This window comes from Streptomyces sp. NPDC104581 (assembly GCF_055583685.1).
On the sequence record NZ_JBVJNN010000041.1, the window covers coordinates 40,024 to 65,094 of the forward strand.

Annotated in this window: 19 protein-coding genes and 1 tRNA gene; 8 read left to right on the top strand and 12 right to left on the bottom strand. The window is 72.0% G+C overall.

The window, feature by feature from the left end:
• Positions 1 to 4 precede the first annotated feature (4 nt).
• The 5 genes from ACZ61E_RS26670 to ligD all read right to left on the bottom strand — a co-directional run bounded on the left by ACZ61E_RS26670 (position 5) and on the right by ligD (position 4,968).
• Positions 5 to 1,462, bottom strand: a complete 1,458-nt coding sequence (locus tag ACZ61E_RS26670) for a penicillin-binding transpeptidase domain-containing protein (RefSeq protein ID WP_469702406.1) — start codon at positions 1,460 to 1,462, stop codon at positions 5 to 7.
• The gene (locus ACZ61E_RS26675; RefSeq protein ID WP_469702407.1) at positions 1,459 to 2,919 is read right to left on the bottom strand and encodes an FtsW/RodA/SpoVE family cell cycle protein; all 1,461 of its coding nucleotides are present in this window, start codon (positions 2,917 to 2,919) and stop codon (positions 1,459 to 1,461) included. Before ACZ61E_RS26675 ends, ACZ61E_RS26670 begins: the two co-directional genes overlap by 4 nt.
• Before the next feature lie 76 nt (positions 2,920 to 2,995).
• The gene (locus ACZ61E_RS26680) at positions 2,996 to 3,451 is read right to left on the bottom strand and encodes an SH3 domain-containing protein (RefSeq protein ID WP_469702408.1); all 456 of its coding nucleotides are present in this window, start codon (positions 3,449 to 3,451) and stop codon (positions 2,996 to 2,998) included.
• A 175-nt stretch (positions 3,452 to 3,626) separates the two neighbouring features.
• The gene (locus ACZ61E_RS26685) at positions 3,627 to 4,001 is read right to left on the bottom strand and encodes a zinc-ribbon domain-containing protein (RefSeq protein ID WP_469702409.1); all 375 of its coding nucleotides are present in this window, start codon (positions 3,999 to 4,001) and stop codon (positions 3,627 to 3,629) included.
• Between the two features lie 82 nt (positions 4,002 to 4,083).
• Positions 4,084 to 4,968, bottom strand: a complete 885-nt coding sequence (gene ligD / locus ACZ61E_RS26690; protein WP_469702410.1) for a non-homologous end-joining DNA ligase — start codon at positions 4,966 to 4,968, stop codon at positions 4,084 to 4,086.
• 41 nt (positions 4,969 to 5,009) lie between these two features.
• Here ligD and ku point away from each other — a divergent pair, with 41 nt between their 5' ends.
• From ku to ACZ61E_RS26705, 3 genes are all read left to right on the top strand, one after another.
• The gene (ku, locus tag ACZ61E_RS26695) at positions 5,010 to 6,095 is read left to right on the top strand and encodes a non-homologous end joining protein Ku (protein WP_469702411.1); all 1,086 of its coding nucleotides are present in this window, start codon (positions 5,010 to 5,012) and stop codon (positions 6,093 to 6,095) included.
• Between the two features lie 320 nt (positions 6,096 to 6,415).
• The gene (locus tag ACZ61E_RS26700) at positions 6,416 to 9,097 is read left to right on the top strand and encodes an NPCBM/NEW2 domain-containing protein (RefSeq protein ID WP_469702412.1); all 2,682 of its coding nucleotides are present in this window, start codon (positions 6,416 to 6,418) and stop codon (positions 9,095 to 9,097) included.
• Between the two features lie 210 nt (positions 9,098 to 9,307).
• Entirely contained in the window at positions 9,308 to 10,519 is a 1,212-nt protein-coding gene (locus ACZ61E_RS26705) for an FAD-dependent monooxygenase (protein WP_469702413.1), read from the top strand.
• A gap of 145 nt (positions 10,520 to 10,664) precedes the next feature.
• Here the strand turns inward: ACZ61E_RS26705 and ACZ61E_RS26710 are convergent, their stop codons facing one another.
• The 7 genes from ACZ61E_RS26710 to ACZ61E_RS26740 form a co-directional block, all read right to left on the bottom strand.
• Positions 10,665 to 11,402, bottom strand: coding sequence for an ABC transporter ATP-binding protein (locus tag ACZ61E_RS26710; RefSeq protein WP_469702414.1), 738 nt, complete (start codon positions 11,400 to 11,402; stop codon positions 10,665 to 10,667).
• A gap of 10 nt (positions 11,403 to 11,412) precedes the next feature.
• Positions 11,413 to 12,204, bottom strand: coding sequence for an ABC transporter ATP-binding protein (locus ACZ61E_RS26715; RefSeq protein WP_469702415.1), 792 nt, complete (start codon positions 12,202 to 12,204; stop codon positions 11,413 to 11,415).
• On the bottom strand, positions 12,201 to 14,345 hold the full coding sequence (locus tag ACZ61E_RS26720; RefSeq protein WP_469702416.1) for an ABC transporter permease: 2,145 nt from the start codon (positions 14,343 to 14,345) through the stop codon (positions 12,201 to 12,203). The genes ACZ61E_RS26715 and ACZ61E_RS26720 overlap by 4 nt, the downstream gene beginning before the upstream one ends.
• Position 14,346: 1 nt before the next feature.
• Positions 14,347 to 15,549, bottom strand: a complete 1,203-nt coding sequence (locus tag ACZ61E_RS26725) for an ABC transporter substrate-binding protein (protein ID WP_469702417.1) — start codon at positions 15,547 to 15,549, stop codon at positions 14,347 to 14,349.
• Positions 15,550 to 15,648: 99 nt separating this feature from the next.
• Positions 15,649 to 16,056 (bottom strand): roadblock/LC7 domain-containing protein, encoded by a 408-nt coding sequence (locus ACZ61E_RS26730; protein WP_147873855.1) that lies wholly within the window; start codon positions 16,054 to 16,056, stop codon positions 15,649 to 15,651.
• Complete coding sequence (locus ACZ61E_RS26735; RefSeq protein WP_469702418.1) at positions 16,053 to 18,542, bottom strand: sensor histidine kinase; 2,490 nt, start codon at positions 18,540 to 18,542, stop codon at positions 16,053 to 16,055. Before ACZ61E_RS26735 ends, ACZ61E_RS26730 begins: the two co-directional genes overlap by 4 nt.
• A gap of 689 nt (positions 18,543 to 19,231) precedes the next feature.
• Positions 19,232 to 19,303 (bottom strand) — tRNA-Arg (locus ACZ61E_RS26740).
• A 132-nt stretch (positions 19,304 to 19,435) separates the two neighbouring features.
• Here ACZ61E_RS26740 and ACZ61E_RS26745 point away from each other — a divergent pair.
• From ACZ61E_RS26745 to thrC, 5 genes are all read left to right on the top strand, one after another.
• A complete protein-coding gene (locus ACZ61E_RS26745; RefSeq protein WP_469702419.1) occupies positions 19,436 to 19,927 on the top strand; it encodes a response regulator in 492 nt (163 codons plus the stop codon).
• Positions 19,928 to 20,039: 112 nt separating this feature from the next.
• Entirely contained in the window at positions 20,040 to 21,038 is a 999-nt protein-coding gene (nrtL, locus tag ACZ61E_RS26750) for an ArgS-related anticodon-binding protein NrtL (protein ID WP_469702420.1), read from the top strand.
• 52 nt (positions 21,039 to 21,090) lie between these two features.
• Positions 21,091 to 22,482 (top strand): diaminopimelate decarboxylase, encoded by a 1,392-nt coding sequence (gene lysA / locus ACZ61E_RS26755; RefSeq protein ID WP_469702421.1) that lies wholly within the window; start codon positions 21,091 to 21,093, stop codon positions 22,480 to 22,482.
• 95 nt (positions 22,483 to 22,577) lie between these two features.
• Positions 22,578 to 23,888, top strand: a complete 1,311-nt coding sequence (locus ACZ61E_RS26760) for a homoserine dehydrogenase (protein WP_469702422.1) — start codon at positions 22,578 to 22,580, stop codon at positions 23,886 to 23,888.
• Positions 23,889 to 23,895: 7 nt separating this feature from the next.
• On the top strand, positions 23,896 to 24,966 hold the full coding sequence (thrC, locus tag ACZ61E_RS26765; RefSeq protein ID WP_469702423.1) for a threonine synthase: 1,071 nt from the start codon (positions 23,896 to 23,898) through the stop codon (positions 24,964 to 24,966).
• Positions 24,967 to 25,071: the final 105 nt, after the last annotated feature.

Below are 25,071 nucleotides of genomic sequence, written 5' to 3' on the forward strand. Positions count from 1 at the left end.
CGGCCTAGTCTCGCAGCGCCGCCTCCATCACCGCCCGTGCGATCGGCGCGGCGTCGCCGCCCCCGCTGATCTCACCGCGCACCGCCTCGGCGTCCTCCACCACCACGGCCACCGCCACCGCGGGCCGGCCCGTGTCCGCGGCCTGGGCCCAGGCGATGAACCAGGCATAGGGCGTACCGGAGTTGCCCACGCCGTGCTGCGCCGTGCCCGTCTTCCCGCCGACCGTCGCGCCGTCGATCCCGGCGCTCTTCCCGGTACCGGTCTCCACGACCTCCACCATCAACTTCCGCAGCCGGTAGGCCGTCGACGGACTCATCGCCCGGTGGTCGGAGTGCTCGCCGGTACGGGAGACGACGTCGCCGTCGGCCGCCAGCGTCCGGTCCACCAGATAGGGGCGCATGAGTTCCCCGTCGTTCGCGACGGCCGCCGCCACCATCGCCATCTGGAGCGGGGTGGCCGTCGTGTCGAACTGGCCGATCGAGGAGAGCGCGAGTTGGTCGTCGCTCATCTCCCGGTCGAAGTTGGACACGGCGACACCCGACGGGATCCTCAACCGCCGGTCGTTGAACCCGAATCGGTCCGCCGCCGCCACCATCCCGTCGAGCCCGACCGCCACCCCGAGACCGGCCATCACCGAATTGCAGGACCATTTGATCGCGTAGGCGAGCGACTCCCTGTCACAGCCGCGCGCGTCGTTAGGGAGCGTGGTGCGCGTGCCCGGCAGGACGTACGGCTCCGGCACGCCCGTCGGCTCGTCGACGTCGTCGACCACCCCGGCGTCCAGCGCGGCGGCGGCCGTCACGATCTTGAAGGCCGAACCGGGCGGATACGTCTGCCGGATGGCCCGGTTGAGCATCGGCTGGTCGTCGGCGCTGTTGAACCGCCGCCACGCGTCGGTCACCGCCCGGCCCGTGCCCGAGAGCGTCCCGGGGTCGTACGAGGGGCTGCTGACCAGCGCGAGGATCCTGCCCGACGCCGGCTCGACCGCGGCGACCGCGCCGCGCCTGCCGTCGAGGCCCGAGTAGGCCGCCCGCTGCAACGCCGACCTGACGGTGGTGACGACCCGCCCGCCCGGCGGGTGGGTCCGGGTGATGTCGTTCCAGAACGGCAGCGGTGCCAGCATCGGGTCGGTGCCGGCCAGGATGCCGTCCTGGGCGTGCTCCAGCAGGGTGGTGCCGTACGTCTGCGAGGAGAAGCCGGTCACCGGGGCGTACAACGGGCCCTGGGTGTAGGTGCGTTCGTAGCGCAGTTGCTGGCCGGTGTCCTTCGAACCGGTGACGGGCCGGCCCTCGACGACGATCTCCCCGCGCGGCTGCTCGTAACGGTCCATGGCCGCACGGCGGTTGGCGGGGTTGCGGTCGAGCGAGTCCGCCTGGATGACCTGGATACGCGCCGCGTTGACGAGCAGGGCGACGAGCATCAGCAGACAGAACGCGGCGGCGAGACGGATATGGCTGATCATCTCTCGCTCCCGCCCGCCGGTTCGGCCGAAGGCCCTTCCGCCGGTCCGGCGGGTCCGGCCGGTCCGACGTCTCCCGCCGCTCCCGTCGCGATCACCGCCGACGCGATCACGCCCGTGTCCACCGTCTCCGGACGCGGTCTGCGCGCCGAGTCGCTGAGCCGGATGAGCAGCGCCACGATGACCCAGTTGGTGACGACCGAGGAACCCCCCTGCGCCAGGAACGGCATCGCCATGCCCGTGAGCGGGATCAGCCCCGTCACCCCGCCCGCGATCACGAACACCTGGAGCGCCACGATCGACGCCAGACCGACCGCCAGCAGCCGTCCGAACGGGTCGCGCAGGGCGAGCCCGGTGCGGTAGCCACGGGCGACGACCAGCGCGTACAGCAGGAAGAGAGCGGTCAGCCCGATCAGCCCCAGCTCCTCGCCCGCCGTCGCGAGAATGAAATCGGACTTGGCGGCGAAGCCGATGAGGACGGACCTGCCGAGCCCCAGCCCCGTACCGGACATGCCGCCCGCCGCGAACGCGAAGAGGGACTGGGCGAGTTGGCCGGGTCCCTGCCCGGCGTCGATGGAGGCGAACGGATCGAGCCAGTCCTCCACCCGGCTGTGGACGTGCGGTTCGAGCCAGCCGACGGCGAACGCGCCGACACCGGCCAGCAGCAGCCCCACCGCGATCCAGCCGGTGCGGCCCGTCGCCACGTACAGCAGGATCACGAAGAGGCCGAAGAAGAGCAGCGACGTGCCGAGGTCGCGTTCCAGGACCAGTACGACGACGCTGAGCAGCCAGATCGCGACGATCGGGCCGAGCACCCGGCCGGTGGGCAACTGGAGCCGCCAGATCCGGCGGCCGGTGTACGCGAGGGCGCCGTGGTTGGCCGCGAGATAGGAGGCGAAGAAGACGGCCAGCAGGATCTTCGCGAACTCGCCCGGCTGGAAGGAGAGTTCGTCGATCCGGATCCAGATCCTGGCGCCGTTCACGGCGGGGAAGAAGATCGGCACGGTCAGCAGCAGCAGCGCGGCGACCACCGACAGATACGCGTACCGCTGGAGCACCCGGTGGTCGCGCAGGAGCACGACGACGGCGATGAACAGCGCGACACCGAGGGTCGACCAGACGAGTTGCGCGGGCGCGTCCCGCTCGCCGGGAGTGGCCAGGTCCAGCCGGTGCAGGAGCACGAGCCCGACGCCGTTGAGCAGGACCGCGATCGGGAGCAGCAGCGGGTCCGCGTACGGGGCGCGGAACCGGACCGCGAGATGCGCCATGAGGGCGAGCAGACCGAGCCCCGCGCTGTGGCGCGGGGCGTCGGGCGGGACCGCGTCGTGATGGGCGAGACCGACGGCGGCGTAACCGAGGAGCGGGATCAGAACGGCGCACACGACGAGCGAGAGCTCGACCCCGCGCCGCTTGCGGAGACGTAGTTCGGGCGGGGGCGAGTCCGCCGTCGTTGCGGTCATGGAGCGCAACGTAGCAACCCGACATGCCTTATGTCCGCTTATGTAAAGACATAAGGCATGTCGGGCTCCCGCAGGGTCAGCACCAGCGCGGTGCCTTGCCGATGTTCTCGATGTACGCGGCGGAGCCCCAGGCCCAGTTGCCGTCCGTGAGGAGGTACCAGCGGTCGTTCCCGTTCACTTCGTCGCCCCGCGTCTTGCAGAGGATGTGCACGATCGAGCCGTACGCGGCGCTGCCGATGACCCGGCCGCCGCGGGAGGGCCTGTCGCGCAGCAGGAGCCCGGTCCTGGCGGTGACACGGCCCTTGTACTCGCCCGAGCCCATCGTGGAGGTCTCGGTCTCGGGGCCGGCGTCGCCGGTGCGCCCGGCCTCGATACCGGTGTGGCCGCCGGAGCCGACCGGCGGCGGCGCCGGCACCGCCGCCAGCGCGGGCGTGGCGGTCAGTGCGGCGGCGGCGACGGCGAGGGCCGCGACGTACGGGCCGAAGAGGCCCCGGAGGCGCGGGGCGGGGGAACGCGGGGGGCGCTGGGACATGCGTGACTCCTGATGTTCGGAGAGGGGGGCGAGGGGCGATGTGCGGGACTGGGTGGCTCGCCCGATTTACCCTAATTTCGTCACATTCTGTCCGCAACCGTGACTCTGTGTGCCCCGTCTCGCGCCCCCGGCCGTCCCCCCGGCCCTGTCCCTGTGCCCGCGGCCCCGGCCGGCCTCAGCGCTGGTACGGGTTGCCGCCCTGGCCCGGCTGCTGTCCCTGGCCGCCCTGGCTGAACGGGTTGCCGCCGCCTCCCTGACCGCCCTGCGCGAACGGGTTGGCGCCGTGCTGCTGGCCGATGCCCTGCTGGGCCTGCGACGCGCTCTGTGCGAGGAGCTGCTCGGCCTGCTCGTTCGGCACCTGGTGCTCCACACCGCAGAACGTGCACTGCGTGTAGTGCTTCGTCGAGTACGGGAACAGCGGCACGAAGAACAGCGTGAACTTGGAGACGCGCTTGCGGAGCGTGTGCGCGGACGGGTTGCCGCACTGGCCGCACACGAGCGTCAGTATCGCCAGTTGGTAGATGTAGCCCTTGGTCCCGAAGATGATCATGCGTGGTTCCTTCTCTTCTCATGACGCTTCACGGTGCTCATGACCGGCGCACCCCCATGGTGCACGCCCGCGAGGGCGGCGGTCACGGCAGGCGGCCCGCCCGGTTGGGATTGAGGAGCGGGCCGAGGAGGTCTCCGTACCGCGCCAGCCGCCCCGCGATGTCACCGATGCGGAAGACCAGATCCTCCGGCGCCGCGCAGTCGCCGATCTCTTCCCAGGACACCGGGGTGGAGACGGTCGGTTCCGTCCTGGCGCGCGGTGTGTACGGCGCGGCCGTCGTCTTCGCCGCCGAGTTCTGGCTGTGGTCGACGAACACCTTGCCGGGGCGCAGCGCACGGGCCATCCGGTGGACCACCAGCTGCGGCAGCTCCGCCTCGGCCTCGACGGCGAGCGACTTGGCGTAGGCGGAGACCTCGCGCGACGGGGTCGGCTCCAGCGGCACGAGCAGATGCAGGCCCTTGGAGCCCGAGGTCTTGGCGTAGGCGTTGAGCCCGTCCGCCGCCAGCCGTTCCCGCAGCCAGAGCGCCGCCGCGCAGCACTCCACGACGGTCGCGGGCTCGCCGGGGTCCAGGTCGAAGACGATGCGGTCGGCGCGGGCCGGACTGTCGACCTGCCACTGCGGGGTGTGGAACTCCACGACCAGGTTCGCCGCCCACATCAGTGTCGCCAGGTCCTCCACCAGTACCTGTTCGGCCGTCGACTCCGCCGAACGGGGCACCGTCGCCCTGCGTACCCAGGACGGCGTGCCCGGCGGCGGATTCTTGGTGAAGAAGCGCTGGCCGGCGGGGCCGTCCGGGTAGCGCAGGAAGGAGACGGGGCGATTGGCCAGATGGGCGAGCAGGGCACCGGCCGAGGTCGCGCAGTAGTGCAGGACCTCGCCCTTGGTGGTCCCGGTGGCCGGGTGGAGGACCTTCTCCAGGTTGCTGAGGGGGATCCGCCGCCCCTCCACCTCGGCGATGGGCGTCATACGATGAGAATCCCACGAATTCTGGATGTGAGGGATCTAACGTGCGATCCATATGGAACGGCGCAATCTCCTTCGGTCTGGTGAGTATCCCGATCAAGCTGATGAACGCCACCGAGAGCCGCTCGATCTCGTTCCGGCAGATCCATTTGGCGGACGGTGGCCGGATCCGTTACCGGAAGGTCTGCGAGCTGGACGAGCGGGAGGTCACCTCGGCCGAGATCGGCAGGGCGTACGAGGACGCGGACGGAACGATGATCCCGATCTCGGACGACGACCTCGCCCAGCTGCCGCTGCCGACGGCCAAGACGATCGAGATCGTGGGATTCGTGCCCGAGGAGTCGATCGACCCGCTCCAGGTGGGCTCGGCGTACTACATCGCGGCGAACGGCGTACCGGCCGCGAAGCCGTACACACTCCTGCGCGAGGCCCTGAAGCGCAGCGAGAAGGTGGCGATCGCGAAATTCGCGCTGCGCGGTCGCGAGCGGCTGGGCATGGTGCGGGTCCTCGGTGATGTCATCGCGCTGCACGGGCTGCTGTGGCCGGACGAGATCCGCCGGCCGGAGGGGGTGGCGCCGGAGACGGAGGTCAGCATCCGGGACGCCGAACTCGACCTGGCCGACGCCCTGATGGACACTCTCGGCGAGGTCGAACTCGAATCCCTGCACGACGACTACCGGGAGGCCGTCGAGGAGCTGATCGCCGCCAAGGCGGGTGGCGGCGGGCTCCCGGCGCCGGAGGGGGCGGGGGAGCGGGGCGGGGGCAAGGTGCTGGACCTGATGGCGGCGCTGGAGAGCAGTGTGCGGGCGGCGAAGGCGTCGCGTGGCGAGGGCGGCGGGGCAGGGGGCGGGGATCACGCGGAGGTGACGCGTCTGCCGACCGGCAAGAAGGCGGCGGGCACGAAGAAGGCGGCGCCGAAGAAGGCCGCGTCGAAGACGGCCGCCGGGACCGGGGCGAAGAAGACGGCCGCCGGGAAGACGGCGGGCACCAAGAAGACGGCGGCGAAGAAGGCCGCGACGGGCGGGACCGCCGCGACGGGCAAGGCCGCGACAGGCAAGGCCGCCGCGAAGAAGACGGCGGCCGGCAAGACCCCGGCGAAGAAGGCCCCGGCGAGGAAGCGCTCGGCCTGAGCGCCTGCCGGGGAACCCCGCACGCGGCCCCGCCGGTCCGGCCGGGCGGGGACCTTGCTGCCCGGACGCGGTGACCGGCTTCCTCTCCCCGTGCGTGACGCGGCACCGCACCCGTGTGACGAGACGCCCCGGCCGGCCCATGCCCGCGTCGTATGCGGGTTATGGATTCTGTTGGATTCTGTGCGACAGACCCTGGCGGTTCCGGGGAATTCCGGTGGACAATCCGGGGCGCGGGCGCCCCTTCAGGCTCTGCCCTGTCATCACCGACTCGCGCCCCGTGTTTGCCCGTTGAGCCCGGCTCCGAGTGAGAGGGACAAGCGATGACGAACAGCAGACCAGGATCGGCGAAGCGATGGCGTGCCGCCTGTGCGACCGCTCTCGCGGGGGTGCTCTGTCTGGGGACCCCGGCCGCCGCCCGGGACGGCGCGACCGGACCGGTGCCCGCCGGGTCCGACTGGACCGTCTCCCGGGGCGGGCCCGTCGCCGCCGTACGGCTCGAACCCGCCGACGGCACCGTCACCCTCGCCGTACGGGACGGCGACCGCACCCTCGTCGAGCCCTCGCCCGTCGGCATCGTCACCGAGGACGCCGACCTGACGCGCGGGCTGCGTCTGGTGGACCGGGAGGACCGCCGGATCACCGAGCGGTACACCACCGTCGTCGGCAAGGAGCGCCGCCGCACCGTCGACATGGCGGAGTCGCGCTTCACCCTCCGGGGCGAGGGCGGGGCACGGGTCGACCTGGTCGTGCGCGCCGCCGCCGACGGAGTCGCCTACCGCTATGTGCTCCCCGCCGGCGACGGCGCCGTGCTGCGCGAGGCGTCCGGCTTCGTGCTGCCGGCGGACGCGCCGGCCCGGCTGAGCGACTACTCGGTCAACTACGAGCAGCCGTACGACGGTACGACCGCCGCCGGGGCGCCCAGCGGCCAGTACGCCTACCCGGCGCTCTTCCAGGTGGGCGACGACCACGTACTGCTCACCGAGGCGGACGTCGACGGCCGCTATCCCGCGAGCCGGCTCACACACACGACGGGCGACGGGCGCTACGACGTGGCCCTGGCCGACCCCTCGGTACCCCGGCCGGCCGGCGGGCCGCTCGCGACCCCCTGGCGGACCGTGATCGCCGGTGACCTGGCGACCGTGACCGAGTCCACGCTCGTGGACGACCTGGCCCCGCCCTCCCGCGTCGCGGACACCTCCTGGATCCGTCCCGGCGCCGTCGCCTGGTCCTGGCTCGCCGGGTTCGGCGCGGCGCAGCGCAGCCTGGAGACCCAGCAGCGGTTCGTGGACTACGCGGCGGCGCACGGCTGGGAGTACTCCCTGGTGGACGACGGCTGGAACACCACCGACTGGATGCCGGAACTGATGGAGTACGCCGAACGGCGCGGCGTGGGCGTCCTGTTGTGGATGCACTGGACCGATCTCGACACGCCCGCCGAGCGCACGCGCCGGCTCGACCAGGTCAAGGAGTGGGGCGCGGCCGGGCTGAAGATCGACTTCATGGACTCCGACTCGCGTGAACGCATGGAGTGGTACGACGAGATCCTGCGGGAGACCGCCGACCGCGAGCTGATGGTCAACTTCCACGGTTCGACGCTGCCGCACGGCATCCAGCGCACCTGGCCGCACGTCATGACGATGGAGGGTGTGCACGGCGCCGAGCAGGGCGATGTCCGGGCCGACGACATGGCGACCCTGCCCTACACCCGGAACGTGGTCGGCTCCATGGACTTCACCCCCATGGGCTTCCAGTTCGGGCAGCGCGACAACACCGAGGCCGCGGAGCTGGCGCTCTCCGTCGTGTACGAGTCCGGGTTCCAGAACTACGCGGGCAGCGTCGAGGCGTACCGCGCCCGGCCCGAACTCGCCGGGTTCCTCGACCAGGTCCCGACCGTCTGGGACGAGAGCCGGCTCGTCGCCGGTACGCCCGGTGAGGCGGCGACGTTCGCGCGCAGGAACGGCGACCGGTGGTTCCTCGGCTCCATCAGGGCGGGCGACGGGGGTACGGAGCGGGTCCCGCTGACGTTCCTGGGCCCCGGCTCGTGGCGGGTCGACGTCCTACGGGACGGCGCCGACGGTGTCGTGCGCCAGAGTCAGGTGATTGACCGTCAGAAAGCGCTCACGGTGCCGGTGTTGGCGGACGGCGGCTTCGCCGCGCAGATCTGCCGCGCCGTGCCGGGCCGCGAGAGCTGCGACCGGCCGGTGGACACGGTGCCCGTCGGTACGCTCTCCGTCACCCCCGCGAAGACCGACGCACTGCCGGGCGCGGAGGTCGACATGACCGCGCGCTTCGTCCTGGACGAGGCGGGACCCGCCGAGGACGTGACGCTCGGCGCCCGCACCCCGGAGGGCTGGGCGGTCGACGGGGACGGGGCGACGGCGGACGAACTGCCCGACGGGGCCGCGCTGACCGCGTCCTGGCGGGTCACCGTCCCCGCCGACCCCGAGTACGGGGCGACGGAGATCCCGGTCACGGTGGCCTACCGCGACCCGGACGCCCGCCCTGACGCGCCGCCGCTGACCGTCGAGCGCACGGTGCGGGTCTTCGTGGCACGTGAGGGCACCGTGTACGTCAGCTCGTTGCCGTTCGCATCCGAGTCCAACGGCTGGGGCCCGGTCGAGCGCGATCTCTCCAACGGCGAGGACGGGGCGGGCGACGGCGGCCCGCTGCGGCTGGGCGACACGACGTACGACAAGGGACTCGGGGTGCACGCGCGCTCCGAGGTGACCGTCGAACTGAACGGCGCCCACGACCGCTTCACGGCCTGGGCCGGCATCGACGAGGAGAAGCCGGACAAGGGCTCGGTGGAGTTCGAGGTGATCGGCGACGGCGAGGTCCTGGCCCGCAGCGGTGTCCTGGGGCCGGCGGACCCGGCGTACGCGTTCGACGTCGACGTCAGCGGGGTGCGGCAACTGACACTGCGCGTCACGGACGGCGGCGACGGCATCGACTCGGACCACGGAGACTGGGCGGACGCCCAACTGGTGCGTGCGCGGCGCTAGATGGTGTCTTGTCGGGACCGGCCCGGTGGGATCGGCCTCCACCGGGCCGTGTCGCGCTCCCCGCCCGGCGAGCGCCTCCTTCGCGGTGGGGACCGGAACGGCTGTCGCTGAGCCGTCGCGCCCGCTCGGCGCGGGATTGACGTCGATAAGATCCGTCGTGGCCCCGAGCGCGGGGGAAACCGGAACATCGACCGAGTGGGAGTGCCAGGTATGCGTGGAGGCAGCGTCGCCGTCGTCGGCGGCAGCATAGCGGGGTGTGCCACGGCGCTGGCCGTGTCCCGCGGCGGGGCCGGGAAGGTCACCGTCTTCGAGCGGGCCGACGCCCAACTCCGCGACAGGGGAGTCGGGATCGCCCTCCACAACGACCGGTACGACGAACTCCAGGGCGCCGGGTACGTGGCGGCCGACATGCCCTGGGCGCCGCTGACCCGCCGGGTGTGGAGCGTGCGGGACGGTGAGGCGGAGCACGGACGGGCCGTGGGCGAGCAGCCGTTCCCGTTCCGCGCCTACAACTGGGGTTCCCTGTGGAGCGAGTTGCGGCGCCGGGTGCCCGAGGAGGTCGACTACCGGTCCGGCGCGCTCGTCGACGCGGTGGAGCCCGACTCGGACGGTGTGACCCTCCGACTCGCGGACGGACAGCGGGAACGCTTCGACGCCGTGATCGGGGCGGACGGCTACCGCTCCGTCGTACGCGAGGCGATGTTCCCCGGGCTCAGCGCGACGTACGCCGGGTACATCGGCTGGCGCGGCACCTCCGCGGACGTCGCCGACCTGCCGTCCGACGGCAACGACGCGCACAACGTGGTCTTCCCCGGCGGCCACTGCATGATCTACCGCATCCCCGACGGCGTCGGCGGACACCGGCTCAACTGGGTGCTCTACACCGCCCCGCCGGAGTCCGAGGACCTCCACCCGGACCTGCGGACACCGACGTCGCTGCCGCCAGGCCGGCTCAACTCGGCGCTCACCGCGCACCTCCGGGCCCTGGTCGCGGACAACTTCCCGCCGTACTGGGCGGCCCGGGTGCTCCGTACGCCCGCCGAGACCACGTTCATCCAGCCCATCTACGACCTGGAGGTGCCGCAGTACACCTCCGGGCGGATGCTGCTGGTCGGCGACGCCGCCAGCGTGGCCCGGCCGCACATCGGCGGCGGCAGCGTGAAGGCGCTCCAGGACGCGACCGCGCTGGAGGCCGCGGCGGTGGCCGGGGGGAGCTGGAAGGAGATCGCGGAGGCGTACGACACCAACCGGGGGGCCGTCGGCGCCTCGCTGGTCGCGCTGGCCCGCAGGATGGGCAGCGCGCAGGTGGAGAACACGCCGGAGTGGGGCGCGATGGGGCAGGCGGAGTTCGACGTGTGGTGGCAGGCGCAGAACAGCGGGTCGGACCGGAACAGCGGGTTCGGCGGGCACCGGCTGAAGTGACGCGACCGGCCCACCGGGGGTCCCCGGTGGGCCGGTTCCGCCCTCAAGCGCCTGACGGGCCGGGCGTGCTGTCCTCAAACGCCGCACGGGCCGGGCGCGTTGTCCTCTAGCGCCGCACGGGCTTTGAACTGCCCGCCGGGCGGATTCAGCCGGCCGCCGGACGGGACGGGGTCAGTTCCAGGGCCTCGTGGAGCGGGGACGGGTCGGCGCGGGCGGCCTCGCCCGACATGCGCAGGGTCGGGCGGCCCGACGTGAGCACCGTGATCGTGCGGGCGCACTCCGCCGCCTGCGTGGGGCTCGGTGAGACCAGCAGCACCGCGATCCCCTCGTCCGCCAGGGTGCCGACCAGTTCGTAGACCTGCTTGACCAGGCCGGGCGCCAGCCCCTCCGTCGGCTCGTCCATCAGCAGCACGCTCGGCGAGCCCAGCAGCGCACGCGCCAGGGCGAGCATCTGCTGCTCGCCGCCGGACAGGTCCGTGCCCCGGTTGCCCCGCCGCTCACCGAGCCGGGGCAGCAGCTCCAGCACCCGGGCCGGGGTCCACGCGCCGGGCCGGGCCGCGTCGCCGCGGCGCGGCGGGCGGTAGGAGAGCCGCAGGTGCTCCGCGACGGTGAGCCCGGCGAAGACCCGGCGCCCCTGCGGTACGAGGCCGATCCCGGCGCGCGCCACCCGGTGCGCCGGCTGCCCGGTCAGGTCCCGGCCGTCCAGCAGCACCGAGCCGGCCGACGGGCGGATGAACCCCGCCACGGTGTGGACGAGGGTGGTCTTGCCCGCCCCGTTGTGGCCCACGATCGCGTGGACGGAGCCGGCGGGGACGGTCAGGTCGATGTCGTGCAGGACGGTGCCGCCGTGGTAGCCCGCCGTCAGGCCGGTGAGTTCCAGCATCGGTGGTCGGTCACCCTCTCGCTTCTGCTGTATCGCGGGCGCCCGTGGCGTGGTACGCGTCGCGGACCTCCGGATGGGCGAGCGCCTCGGCGGTGGGACCGGTGATCAGGACCCGTCCGGCCGCCAACACGGTCACCGTCTCGGCGAGTTCTGCGACGACCTCGACATGGTGCTCCACCAGGATGACGGCCACGCTGTCCGGGAGGCCGCGCAGGATCGTGAGCAGACGGCCGATGTCGCCCTCGGTCAGTCCTGCGGCGGGTTCGTCGAGCAGCATCAGCCGGGGGTCGCCCGCGAGCGCCGCCGCGAGGTCGAGCATGCGGCGCTGACCGTGCGACAGGTCGGCGGCCGGCCTGCGCGCCGAGTCGGCGAGGCCGACGGCCTCCAGGTGCCGCCCGGCGGACTCGGCGTGCTGCCGGTAGCGGGAGGGGCGCCGCCAGGCTCCCCGGCGCAGCGCGTGGTGCCGCCAGCCGGCCAGCACGATGTTGTCCAGCACCGACAGCTCACCGATGACCGAGGGCTGCTGGAAGCTGCGGGCGATCCCGAGGCGGCTGCGCTTCGCGGTGGCCGTACGGGTGATGTCCGTGCCGCCCAGCGCGATGGTGCCGTGGTCGGGCCGGTCGGTGCCGGCGATCAGGTTGAGCAGGGTGGTCTTGCCCGCGCCGTTGGGCCCGATGACGGCGTGCCGTGCTCCGGCGGGGAGCCGGAGGCTGACGTCGTCGACGGCGGTGAGGCTCCCGTACCGCCGTGTGAGGTTCTTCAGGTCCAGTACCGGCGCCGTGGCCGGTGTGCTGGCTGTCATGGGGCGACCTTCCCGGCCGGAGCGCTGTCGTGGTCGGACGGTGGCCGGTCGGCCCCGGTCGTCCGCCGTCCACCGGGACCCGGCCCACCGGTTCCCCGTCCGGCGCGCAGGCCGGCCAGACCGCGCGGGAGCAGATAGACGGCGAGGACGAACAGCACGCCGAGCAGCAGATGGCCGTGGCCCGGCCAGGAACCGGCCACCCAGTCGCGGGTGCTGACGATGAGTCCGGCGCCGATCAGGGCGCCGACCACGGAGGTGTTGCCGCCGATGACGGCCGCCAGCAGCGCGAACGCCGCGATCTCGAAACCGACGTCGGCGGGGGAGAGGTACTGCTGCACGGTGACCATGACCGAGCCGCCGACCCCGGCGAGCGCGCCGGCGCCGATGTGCGCCATCAGCAGATAGCGGCCCACGGGGTGACCGGACGCGCGCATGCGGGCCTCGGCGCTGCGGGTACCGATCAGCAGCCTTCCGGCCGGGGAGCGCAGCACGAGCAGGGTGACGGCGACGGAGACGACCGCGACGGCGAGCGCGTAGTTGTAGACCTCGCTCTCGTCGACCATCCCCTCACCGCCCCAGAGCGCCTGCGTGGGCGGGAAGCCGACGAGTCCGTCGGCGCCGCCGGTGACGGACTTGAGCTGGTTGATGGCCGCGCTCGCCAGTTCACCGATGGCGAGGGTGATCATCAGGACCGTGGTCCCCCGGGCCCGGATCACCGCGGGCCCCGTCACCAGGGAGAACAGCGCGGCGGCGATCGCCGCGACGACGATCTGGACCGGGCCCGCGGTCCATCCGGCGTCGGCGAGATTCGCGGTGGCGTAGGCGCCCACGGCGAACGGCGCCGTCTGGCCCAGGGTCGGCAGCCCGGCGTAACCGGTCAGGATGGTGACGCTGACCGCGAGCAGCCCGAGGGCGAGCGCGGAGCCGGCCAGCGAGATGGTGTAGGCGTCGAGCAGCGTCGGCAGGGCGATGAGCACGCCGAGCAGCACGAGGAGCGGGGCGGCCTGGCGTACCCGAGAGGCGAGGTCGCCTCCGTCCCCGCCGCCGCGGAGCAGCCACGGCAGCTTCGCGCGGCTCCCCGGTCCGCCCGCTTCCGTCCTGTCGGCACCGCCCCCGGACGGGACCGCCCCCGAGGACTTCCCCGTGGGCGTCCCCGACGGGACCGGACCGGACGGCGCCGCGGCGCCCGCTCCCCGCCCCTTGAAGGACGCGGAGAGCCGCCGCCGCAGCCACTCGACCGGGTCCGCGCCACCGTCCCCGCCGCCGTGCGCCCCCGAAGTCGCCGGTTCGGTGAACTGGGAGCGCAGGATCAGTACGGCGGCCATCGCCGCGAACAGCAGGTACGGCGCCCAGTCCGGCGCCACCGAGACACCGAGCGTCTGCACCTCGCCGACGGCGATCGCCGCGAACAGCGTGGTCCACAGCGACCGCAGCCCGCCCAGCACGACCACCACGAGCGAGAGCATCAGCACGGTGTCGGCCGTGCCGGCGCCCGGCCCGATGATGGGCGCGCCGAGCACTCCGGCGGCACCCGCCAGCGCCCCGGCGGCGGCCAGCACACCGGTGTGCACGGCGCGGGGGCTGTGCCCGGTGGTCGCCAGCATCTGCGGGTCGTCCGCGGACGCCCGTACCGCCGCGCCCACGCGGGTGCGGGTGAGCACCCACGTACCGAACGCCGCCAGCACCACCGCCATGAGGATGAAGCAGAGGCGGTAGGCGGGGTAACGGTGGCCCAGCAGCGTCACCGAGGAGTCGAGCGCCTCGGGGACGCGTACCGGTAGCTCGTCGGCCCCGAAGAACTCGATGAGCAGATTGCCGCCGATCAGGGCGAGCCCGAACGTCAGCAGTGCTTGCGCGAGATGCCCACGACGGGCCAGGGGGATCGTCGCGGCGGACAGACAGGCCCCGGCGGCGGTGGCCGCCGCGGTCCCGGCCGCCAGTCCGACGGCGAGGCCGCCCCAGGTCCCGTCGCTCAACTCGGCACCGGTATAGGCGCCGATCGCGTACAGCGTGCCGTGTGACAGGTTCAGCACGCCCGCGGTGCCGAAGGCGAGACTCAGGCCGGCGGCGACGACGAACAGCAACAGCCCGTAGGCCACGCCGTCCACCGCCGGTACGAAGTGGGCATCAAGGAGATTCATCTCAGCTGCCGAGGGTCGCCAGGTCCTGGACCATGACGTTGGCCAGCTGGTCACCGTCCTTGCGCACCTGGCGCAGGTACCACTGCTGCACCGGCGAGTGCGCCTTGTCGCCGAACTCCCAGGCGCCGCGCGGGCTGTCGATCTGGCCGAGACCGCCGATGGCGGTGTTGATGGTCTCGGGCGTCACGTCGCCCTTCTTCGCGGCGTCGCCGATCGCCTGGTCCAGCACGGCGGCGGCGTCGTACGAGGCCATCGCGTAGGTGGTCGGCTGGGTGTCGTGCTTGGCCGTCCAGTCGGCGGCGAACTTGCGGTTGGCCTCGTTGTCGAGGTCGGCCGCGTAGTTCAGGACCGAGTAGACGTCCTTGGCCGCGTCGCCCTGCGCCTGGAGCACACTGCCCTCGGTGACGAAGGCCGTGTACAGCGGCAGATCGGCGACATCGGACTGCGCGTACTGCTTGGCGAAGTCGATGGCGGCCTTGCCCGCGTAGAAGCAGTACACCGCCTTCGCGTCCGTCTTGGCGATCTCGGCGAAGTACGGCATGAAGTTCGTCGTCTTCGGGAACGGCGTCCACTTCGTCTTGCCGTCCGGGTTGGCGAGCTTGCCGCCGACCTTCTTGAACTCGTCGGTGAAGCCGCGCAGTTCGTCGTAGCCACCCTGGTAGTCGGGGCCGATCGCGTAGACCGGGCCGTCGACCTTCTCCTTGACGTACGGGGCGATGGCCGCGCCCGGTTCGTCGGAGAGGAAGCTCGTCGTCCAGAGGTACTTCATGTCCTTGACCGGCGGACGGCCGTTGGAACCGAGCAGCGGGATCTTGGCCTGGTTGATCAGCGGCATCACCGCGTTGACCGAACCACCGCCGACGAGACCGGTCAGCGCGTCGACCTTGTCCTTCTTGATCAGCTTGGTGGCCGCGGGAACGGCGGTCGGCGGACCGTCGCCCTCGTCCGCCACGATCAGCTCGACCTCACGGCCGCCCAGCTTGTTGTCGTGCGTCGCCAGGTACAGCTCGAAGCCCTTGCGCAGCTCCGTGCCGACGGGCTCGTAGGTGCCTGACAGCGAGGCCACCAGGCCGATCTTCACAGTGTCGTCGCCGGCGCCGCTGTCGCCGCTGCACCCGGTGACGGCTGCCAGTCCGAGTACGAGGGCGGCCGCGCCGACCGGCCGGACTCTGCTGCGGCCACGTATGGATTTGTCGAAGAACATGAGGGCTCTCATCGGGATGGAGGAAATAACCGGACGGAACGAGCGGGACACCGCGTACGGCAGAACGAGCCGGACGGCGGGGCCCGCACGACCCGGACGTCAGCGGGAGGGCTGGGCGTCCGTGTCGCGGATCTGGGGGGTCAGGGAGTCGCCGACCTGGTTGATCAGTTCGGACATCATGTAGCTGACCTCGCCGATGTCCGCGTCCCTGGTGGTCGTGACCAGCAGGGACGCGCCGCTGGAGACGGCCATCGAGAACATGTAGCCGCCCTCCATGGCGGTCAGGCTGTGCTCGACGGGGTCGGTGTTCGTCAACTGGGCGGCGGCGGAGAGCAGGTTGACGACACCCGAAGCGATGGCCGCCAGCCGGTCGGCGTCGTCACGCTCCACCCCGGTGTAGGCCAGGGCGAGTCCGTCCACGGACACGGCTATCGCCTGGGTGACCTCCGGGATGCGCCCGGCGAATCCGCTGAGGATCCAGCTGAGGTCGTTGGGTGAGGTCGTCATTTTGTGCTCCGTTGGGTGTCGTCGTCGGTGGCGGAGCGCCCGCGGTGGCTCGTGCTCCTGTTGATCCCCTGGGCGTAGGCCGCCAGGACGTCAGAGACTTGCCGGGAGTCCCGACGGCGGGGCGACGGCTTGGGGGCGGCACCGGACCGCTGGTCCGCACCGTCGCGTTTGCCCAGGGTGGGCCACTGCTTGGGCGTGTTGCGCTGCCGCAGTGGCAGTCCCGAGGAGCTGACTCCGGCGATACGGGAGACCGGCTCCGCGTGAACGGGGTGCTGGGAAGGCGCGTTGGAGCGCTCGCGGTCGTCGGCGGGGGAACCCTTCGCCGCGCCGGAGCCTCGTGAGCCGTCGGAACCGCGGGATGCGTCACGGGAGGAGCCGGCGGAGCCGTTGTCCCCTCCCGGGTTGTAGTCGCCCGCCGTGGCGGCGTCGCCGTTCCTGCCGATGCCGCTCGGGCCGGTCGGCGCGCCCGCTCCCGCACCCGCCGACTGACGGCGGAGCGGTCCGGGACCGGTGATCGGGCGCGGGGTCTCGTAGCGCACGCCGGGACGCTCGCCCGGACGCTCGCCGAGCGCTCCCTGCGCGGGAGGCGTGGCCTCCTGCGGAGCCGCCGCCAGCACGTTCGCGGGCAGGGTGACCTCGGCGATCGTGCCCGGACCCGAGGAGTCGCGCAGTTCGACGACGATGCCGTGCCGGGCGGCGAGCCGCGCGACCACGTGCAGACCCATGGACCGTACGTCGCCGATGCCGGACTTCGGCTCCAGCAGACCCTTGTTCAGGGTGGCGCGCTTCTCGGCGGTGATGCCCACGCCCTCGTCGACGATCTGTACGACCGCCCGGTCCCACAGCCGCCAGACCGCGACCCCGACCTGCTTGTCCGGGGGCGAGAAGCGCGTCGCGTTGTCGAGGAGTTCGGCCAGGATGTGCGCCACGTCGTGGACCACACGCGCGGCGATGCCGATGCCGGACTCGATGACACCGAGGGACACCCGGTCGAAGCGCTCGATCTGCTGCGCGGCGGCCACGATCACCGTCGAGCAGGAGATGTCGGCGGACCGTACCCGGCCGTGCCCGTAACCACCGAGCACCAGCAGGTTGTTGGTGTTGCGCTCCATTCGGATCGCGAGGTGGTCGAGCGCGAACAGGGTCTTCATGCGCTCGGGGTCGGCCTCGTCGCGCTGCACCGCGTCCAGCTCGGACACCATGACGGTGGTCAGCTGCGCGCCCCTGCGGGCGACACCGACCAGCGTCTCGGCGAACTGCTCGTGGATGTGGGCCTGTTGGGCCGCGAGGCGGACGGCTTCGTGGTGGACGGCGTTGAACGCCTCACCGACCTCGCCGATCTCGTCCAGACCCGTGGTCTTCACCGGGTTGCCCGACCGCTCGGCGACCTGCTCGGGAGTGGCGCCGCTGAGCGCGCCCGGCTGGGACAGCTCCGTCATCACCCGCGGCAGACCGGTGTGCGCCACCTCGTGGGCGGCGTTGCGCAGGTCGCGCAGGCGGCGGATCATCACGCGGCCGAGCCGGATGGCGACGACGACCGCGGTGATGAGCGTGAGCAGGACCAGCGCCACCTCGGCGCCGGCCAGCCAGGCGAGCGAGGTGCGCGTCTCGGTGACCGTCTTGAGCACGGACTCGTCGATACGGCTCTCGACCGACCGCAGGAGTGTCTGCCGGTCGGCCGTCGCCTGCTGCCACTTCTTGGGAGTGACGGTGAGTTCCTGGTCCGGCGCGGTGCGCGCCACCTGGTCCTCCAGCCGGCGTGCCTCCAGTGCCTTGGGACCGGAGAGCGTGCGCTCCAGCCAGGTCCGCCACTGCACGGGGCCCAGGTCGAACAGGGAGCCCGTCGCCTCGGTGTAGCCGATCCTGGTGGCCTCGAAGGTCCGCTTGGACGCCTCGGTGAAACCACCCGTGGCCTGCGCCTTCATGACCGCGACCTGCTGCTGGCCCATGTGCTCGGAGGCCCGCGACAGCGCGGCGGCGGCGCGGATCCGGTCGGCGACGTCGGCGTCGACCCCGTCGGCCTGGGCGATGCCGTCGCGGTAGTCGATCAGGTCGGCGATCACGATCCGGTAGCCGAACGTCAGCGCCGTGACGGTGCTCCCTCCGGAACGCACCTGGGCGCGCAGCGAGGGCATTTCATCGATGAAGCGTTCGATCCGGTCCAGAGCGGCCTGCGCGGTGCCCGGAACGGACGACAAACTGCCGATCTGTGAACGGAATTGGGCGACACTCTTATCCGTCGCGTTGGAGGTTTCGCGGAACGAGTCCGAATCTCCCTGGGTGGAGACCAGAGCGGTGGCCGCTGCCCGCTCGCGCTGCAAGTGGTGGGTCAACTCGCTGACGGACGAGGCGACATCGACCATGGCGGTGAGGCGGTTTGCCTGAAGGGCCTGGTTGGTCGCGGGAGCGAGGGCCAGCACCGCGAAGGTGACGGCCACTACGAGGGGCACGGTGACCAGCAGGACGAGGCGACGATTGATTTTCACTGCGCGGCTCCATCGCCGGAACCGGTGCTGAGTATCGGTGACACGCAGATACCTATTAACGGGTTGGGGGGTGTCGGTGGGGATCGCGAGTAGATCGTGTGCAACGTTACGGAAGGGACAGACGAGGCCCCCGTGGCGCGGCTTGATCCTATGCCGTACCACCTCGTTACGGATGCGCGCATCCTCGAAAAATGCAGGTGCCTAACAGGCCACGAACGGTCCAACTCGGCCACAATCAACGCTCGAAGCACCTTTCGGAGCCGGAAGCGGAATCGCCGAATCGTTTCAACGCATGGGTAACTGACCAGCGCACAAGGGCTTCTCGCCCCTCTCGACGCCAAATACCGGAATGTTCCTCGGTAGTTCGGCGTGGCGACTTGACGGCAGGCGTGATCCCCGGAATGTCGTTGCCGAAGGGTTAGATCATCGGTCCTGAACGGGCCTGGCACGAACGGCATTTCGGTCGTAACGGCACACCCGACAGGTTCCTCCACACGGCTTTCACGCAAGTGACAAACCGTCAGCCGGACGCTTTCCACCCGGAGGCGCGCCGGGGCGCTGAGAAGTACGGGCGGACCGCCCGCCGCCGGCCAACGGGCCCGCCGCCGAAACATGGCCGCACATGACAACAGGCCCCCCGATCAGACACCTGGTCTGAAAAGAGGGCCTGTCCGGCACCGTCAGAACGGTGCCCCCGGCAGGATTCGAACCTGCGCACCCGGCTCCGGAGGCCGATGCTCTATCCCCTGAGCTACGGGGGCGTGTCGCCCCGGCCCCGTGGACCTTGGCGACGGGTAAAACCTTACCAGCCCCCGTGGGGTCGTCGTGAACAGGTATTTGCCGTGAGGCGTCGCGCAGGGCCGCGCCGCCCGGTCGCCCGCGCCGGGTGAGAAGTGGGGAAAACCCGGACGCGGCCCCGGAGCCCGACCTACTCTCGAGTTGTGTCAGGCGCGTCAGGCCGAGTGCTCGTTGTCGACGACAACAGGGTCATCCGGCAGTTGATCAGGGTCAACCTGGAGCTGGAGGGCTTCGAGGTCGTGACCGCGGCCGATGGTGCCGAGTGTCTGGACGTCGTCCACCGGGCCAGGCCCGATGTGATCACCCTCGACGTCGTCATGCCGCGCCTCGACGGCATCCGCACCGCCGCCCGCCTGCGGGCCGACCCGCGGACCTCGCACCTGCCCGTCGCGATCATCAGCGCCTGTACGCGGTACGAGGTGGAGACCGGCATCGCCGCGGGCGTGGACGCCTTCCTCGCCAAGCCGTTCGAGCCCGCCGACCTCGTCAGGGTCGTCCGCCGGCTGATGCGCCGGGAAGGCCAGTCCCTGGACGACAGATACGGGGCGGGCCGCGCGGGCAGCGCCCCCGGAGGCGCACGCGGCTGACGGTTCCCGGCGCAAGCGTCCGACGGCGCCGCGGGCCGCCCCCGCGCGTGGCGGTGCCCGCATCGCGAAACCGGTTCGCGAAGACGCCCCCCTCCTCCCATACGCTGGTCCCGTGACCCCCGCCGACCTCTCCCGGACCGTGCTGCGCGCCCTGCGCCGCGCGGTCGACGAGGGTGTCCTGGCCGGGCCCGTACCGGACAGCGTCCAGGTCGGGCGCCCCGGCCCCGGGGGCAGCGGCGACTACGCGACCTCCGTCGCGCTGCGGCTCGCCGGCCCCGCCCGGCGCAGCCCCCGCGACATCGCCGAGATCCTCCGCGCCGAGATCCTGCGCTCCACCCCGGCCCTCTCCCGCGTCGACGTCACCGGGCCCGGCTTCCTGAACTTCACGCTCGCCCCCGGCAGCCGCGCCGAAGTCGTCCGCGCCGTCCTCGGCGCCGGGCTCGGGTACGGGCACGGGGACGCCCTCGCCGGCACCACCGTGATCCTCGCCCCCGCCGGTGAACTGCGCGCCGCCGTCCGGACCGAGACCGTCCTGCGGCTGCTGCGGGCACAGGGCGCCGACGCCCGCACCGGCCCCGACGCCACCGAGCGGCTGACGGTACGGCCGGTCTCCGCCACCCTCGCGGGTGATCTGTTCACCCGGCTCGGCACCGACGCCGCCCGCTGGGGACTGCTGCGGCCCGCGGCCCACGACGCCGCCACGACCGGCAACGAGCTACTGGTCCAGCACGAGAGCAACCCCCTGTTCACGGTGCGCTACGCCCACGCCCGCACCCGCGCCCTGCTGCGCAACGCCGCCGCCCTCGGCATCCCGAGAGGCGACGGCGACACCTCCGAGCCCGGCGCCCGCGCCCTCCTCGACCGCATCGGCGACCACCCCGGCGTACTCGCCGCCGCCGCCCGCCACCGCGCCCCCGACCGGGTCGCCCGGCACCTCGAACGCACCGCGGAGGCGTTCCTGCACTTCCAGGAGACCTGCCGCCCGCTGCCCGTCGGCGACGAGAAACCCTCGGCCGCCCACCGGTCCCGGCTCGCACTCGCCGAAGCCGCCGGGACGGTGCTGGCCGGTGGCCTCACCCTCCTCGGCATCGACGCGCCCGAACACCTCTGATGCGCTCCGCCGAGTCGGACGCATCCGACGTAACCAAGAGAGCAAGAAGACGATGAGCCGTTCCGCCCACCCCGCCGGGCCCCGCTACGCCGACGTGCACACCGAGGGCCACTACTCCCCGCCGCCGGCCGACCTCAACACGCTGGACGAGAAGGTCTGGTCGCGCACCGTCAGCCGCGACGACGACGGTGTCGCCACCGTCGCCGGACTGCCGGTCACCCGGCTCGCCGAGGAGTTCGGCACCCCCGCCTACTTCCTCGACGAGGCCGACTTCCGTGCCCGCTGCCGCGCCTGGGCCGACGCGTTCGGCAAGGACGCCGACGTCTTCTACGCGGGCAAGGCGTTCCTGTCCCGTGCCGTCGTCCACTGGCTCAAGGAGGAGGGGCTCAACCTCGACGTCTGCTCCGGCGGCGAGCTGGCCACCGCGCTGGACGCGGGCATGCCCCCCGAGCGCATCGCGCTGCACGGCAACAACAAGTCGGTGCACGAGATCGAGCGCGCCGTCGCCGCGGGCGTCGGACGCATCGTCCTCGACTCCTTCCAGGAGATGGTGCGCGTCGCGCACATCGCGCAGGCCCTCGGCCGGGTGCAGCCCGTGCAGATCCGGGTCACCGTCGGCGTCGAGGCACACACCCACGAGTTCATCGCCACCGCCCACGAGGACCAGAAGTTCGGTATCGCGCTGGCCGACGGACAGGCCGCCGAGGCCGTGCGCCGCGCGCTGCGGCTCGACGGCATCGAACTCGTCGGCATCCACTCGCACATCGGCTCGCAGATCTTCGACATGGCGGGCTTCGAGGTCTCCGCGCGCCGCGTCGTCGAACTGCTGGCCGCGGTCCGCGACGAGCACGGCGTCGAACTCCCGGAGATCGACCTCGGCGGCGGCCTCGGCATCGCGTACACCCCCGAGGACGACCCGCGCGAGCCGCACGAGATCGCCAAGTCCCTGACCGCGATCGTCACCCGTGAGTGCGAGTCCGCCGGTCTGCGCACCCCCCGGATCTCCGTCGAGCCCGGCCGCGCCATCGTCGGCCCGACCGCGTTCACGCTCTACGAGGTCGGCACCATCAAGCCCCTGGACGGGCTGCGGACGTACGTGAGCGTCGACGGCGGCATGTCGGACAACATCCGTACGGCGCTGTACGACGCCGAGTACAGCGTCGCGCTCGTCTCGCGCCGCTCCGACGCGGAGCCGATGCTGTCGCGCGTCGTCGGCAAGCACTGCGAGAGCGGTGACATCGTCGTACGCGACGCGTTCCTCCCCGCAGACCTGGCGCCCGGGGACCTGATCGCGGTCCCCGCCACCGGCGCGTACTGCCGCTCCATGGCGAGCAACTACAACCACGCGCTCCGCCCGCCGGTCGTGGCGGTGAAGGACGGCGGGGCGCGGGTGATCGTCCGGCGCGAGACGGAGGAAGATCTCCTGCGGCTCGACGTCGGGTAATTGAGATTGACGTCTCGCATGACGGACGGAGGGTAGAAACTTCCGTCCGGTGCGTGAGACTGGTCCACATCGCTGAGAGAGGGAATCGAGGTCGCATGATGCGTACGCGTCCGCTGAAGGTGGCGCTGCTGGGCTGTGGAGTCGTCGGCTCAGAGGTGGCACGCATCATGGCGACGCACGCCGACGATCTGGCCGCGCGGATCGGCGCGCCCCTGGAACTCGCCGGGGTCGCCGTCCGCCGTCCCTCCAAGGTGCGCGAGGGCATCGACCCCGCCCTGATCACCACGGACGCGACGGCGCTGGTCAAACGGGGCGACATCGACGTCGTCGTCGAGGTCATCGGCGGCATCGAGCCCGCCCGCACACTGATCACCACCGCCTTCGAGCACGGCGCCTCCGTCGTCTCGGCCAACAAGGCACTGCTCGCCGAGGACGGCGCGACGCTCTTCGCGGCGGCCGAGAAGCACGGCAAGGACCTCTACTACGAGGCCGCCGTCGCGGGCGCCATCCCGCTGCTGAGGCCACTGCGGGAGTCCCTCGCGGGGGACAAGGTCAACCGCGTGCTCGGCATCGTCAACGGCACCACCAACTTCATCCTCGACCGGATGGACTCCTCGGGCGCCGGCTACTCGGAGGCGCTGGACGAGGCCACGGCGCTCGGTTACGCGGAGGCCGACCCGACCGCCGACGTCGAGGGCTTCGACGCCGCGGCCAAGGCCGCCATCCTCGCCGGGATCGCCTTCCACACCCGCGTACGCCTCGACGACGTGCACCGCGAGGGGCTGACCGAGGTCACCGCGGCCGACATCGCCTCCGCGCGGCGCATGGGCTGCACCGTCAAACTCCTCGCCATCTGCGAGCGCGCCGCCGACGGGAAGTCGGTCACCGCGCGTGTCCATCCGGCGATGATCCCGCTCAGCCACCCGCTCGCCTCCGTGCGCGAGGCGTACAACGCGGTCTTCGTCGAGGCCGAGGCGGCCGGGCAGCTGATGTTCTACGGCCCCGGGGCCGGCGGCCCGCCCACCGCGTCCGCCGTGCTCGGCGACCTCGTCGCGGTGTGCCGCAACCGGATCGGCGGGGCGACGGGGCCCGGCGAGTCCGCGTACACACGGCTGCCGGTCAGCTCCATGGCCGAGGTCGTGACGCGGTACCACATCAGCCTCGACGTGGCCGACAAACCGGGCGTGCTCGCCCAGGTCGCCACGGTCTTCGCCGAGCACGACGTGTCGATCGACACCGTGCGCCAGCAGGGCCGGCTCGACAGTGAAGGACTCGGCGGCGAGGCGTCCCTCGTCGTCGTCACCCACCGCGCGCCCGACGCCGCCCTCTCCGGGACCGTCGAAGCGCTGCGCAAGCTCGACACCGTGCGCGGTGTCGCCAGCATCATGCGTGTTGAAGGGGAGTAAGGGACCCATGACGAGCATCGGCACCCACCAGTGGCGCGGCATCATCGAGGAGTACCGGGACCGGCTGCCGGTCGCGGCGACGACGGCGGTGGTGACGCTCCGCGAGGGCGGTACGCCGCTCGTCCCCGCCCAGGTCCTCTCCGAGGCCACGGGCTGCGAGGTGCACCTCAAGGTCGAGGGCGCCAACCCGACCGGGTCCTTCAAGGACCGCGGCATGACGATGGCGATCACCCATGCCAAGGAGGCGGGCGCGCGGGCCGTCATCTGCGCCTCCACCGGCAACACCTCGGCGTCGGCCGCCGCGTACGCGGTACGGGCCGGCATGGTCTGCGCCGTCCTCGTGCCCCAGGGCAAGATCGCGCTGGGCAAGATGGGCCAGGCGCTGGTGCACGGCGCGAAGATCCTCCAGGTCGAGGGGAACTTCGACGACTGTCTGACGCTGGCGCGCGGACTGTCCGACAACTACCCGGTGGCGCTGGTCAATTCGGTGAACCCGTCCCGTATCGAGGGCCAGAAGACCGCGGCGTTCGAGATCGTCGACGCGCTCGGTGACGCCCCCGACATCCACGTACTGCCCGTCGGCAACGCCGGCAACATCACGGCGTACTGGAAGGGCTACACGGAGTACTCCGCCGACGGCCCCGCGACCCGCACGCCGCGCATGTGGGGCTTCCAGGCGTCCGGTTCGGCGCCGATCGTGCGCGGCGAGGTCGTCAAGGACCCGCACACCGTGGCCACCGCGATCCGGATCGGCAACCCGGCTTCCTGGCAGCAGGCGCTCGCCGCCAGGGATGAGTCCGGCGGTTTCATCGACGAGGTGACGGACCGACAGATCCTGCGCGCCTACCGGCTGTTGGCCGCCCAGGAGGGTGTCTTCGTCGAGCCGGCGTCTGCCGCGTCCGTCGCCGGTCTGCTCAAGGCGGCCGAGGAGGGCAGGGTCGAGCGGGGCCGGCGCATCGTCTGCACCGTCACCGGGAACGGCCTCAAGGACCCGGACTGGGCGGTCGCGGGCGCGCCCCAGCCGGTCACCGTCCCCGTCGACGCGGTGACCGCGGCGGAGCGCCTCGGACTCGTCTAGGGCCTGCGGGACGCGGGGGGGGGGGGGGGGGGGGGGGGGGGGGGGGGGGGGGGGGGGGGAGGAAGGAACAGAAGAAAAAGGAGAAAGAAAAGAAAGAACCCGTCT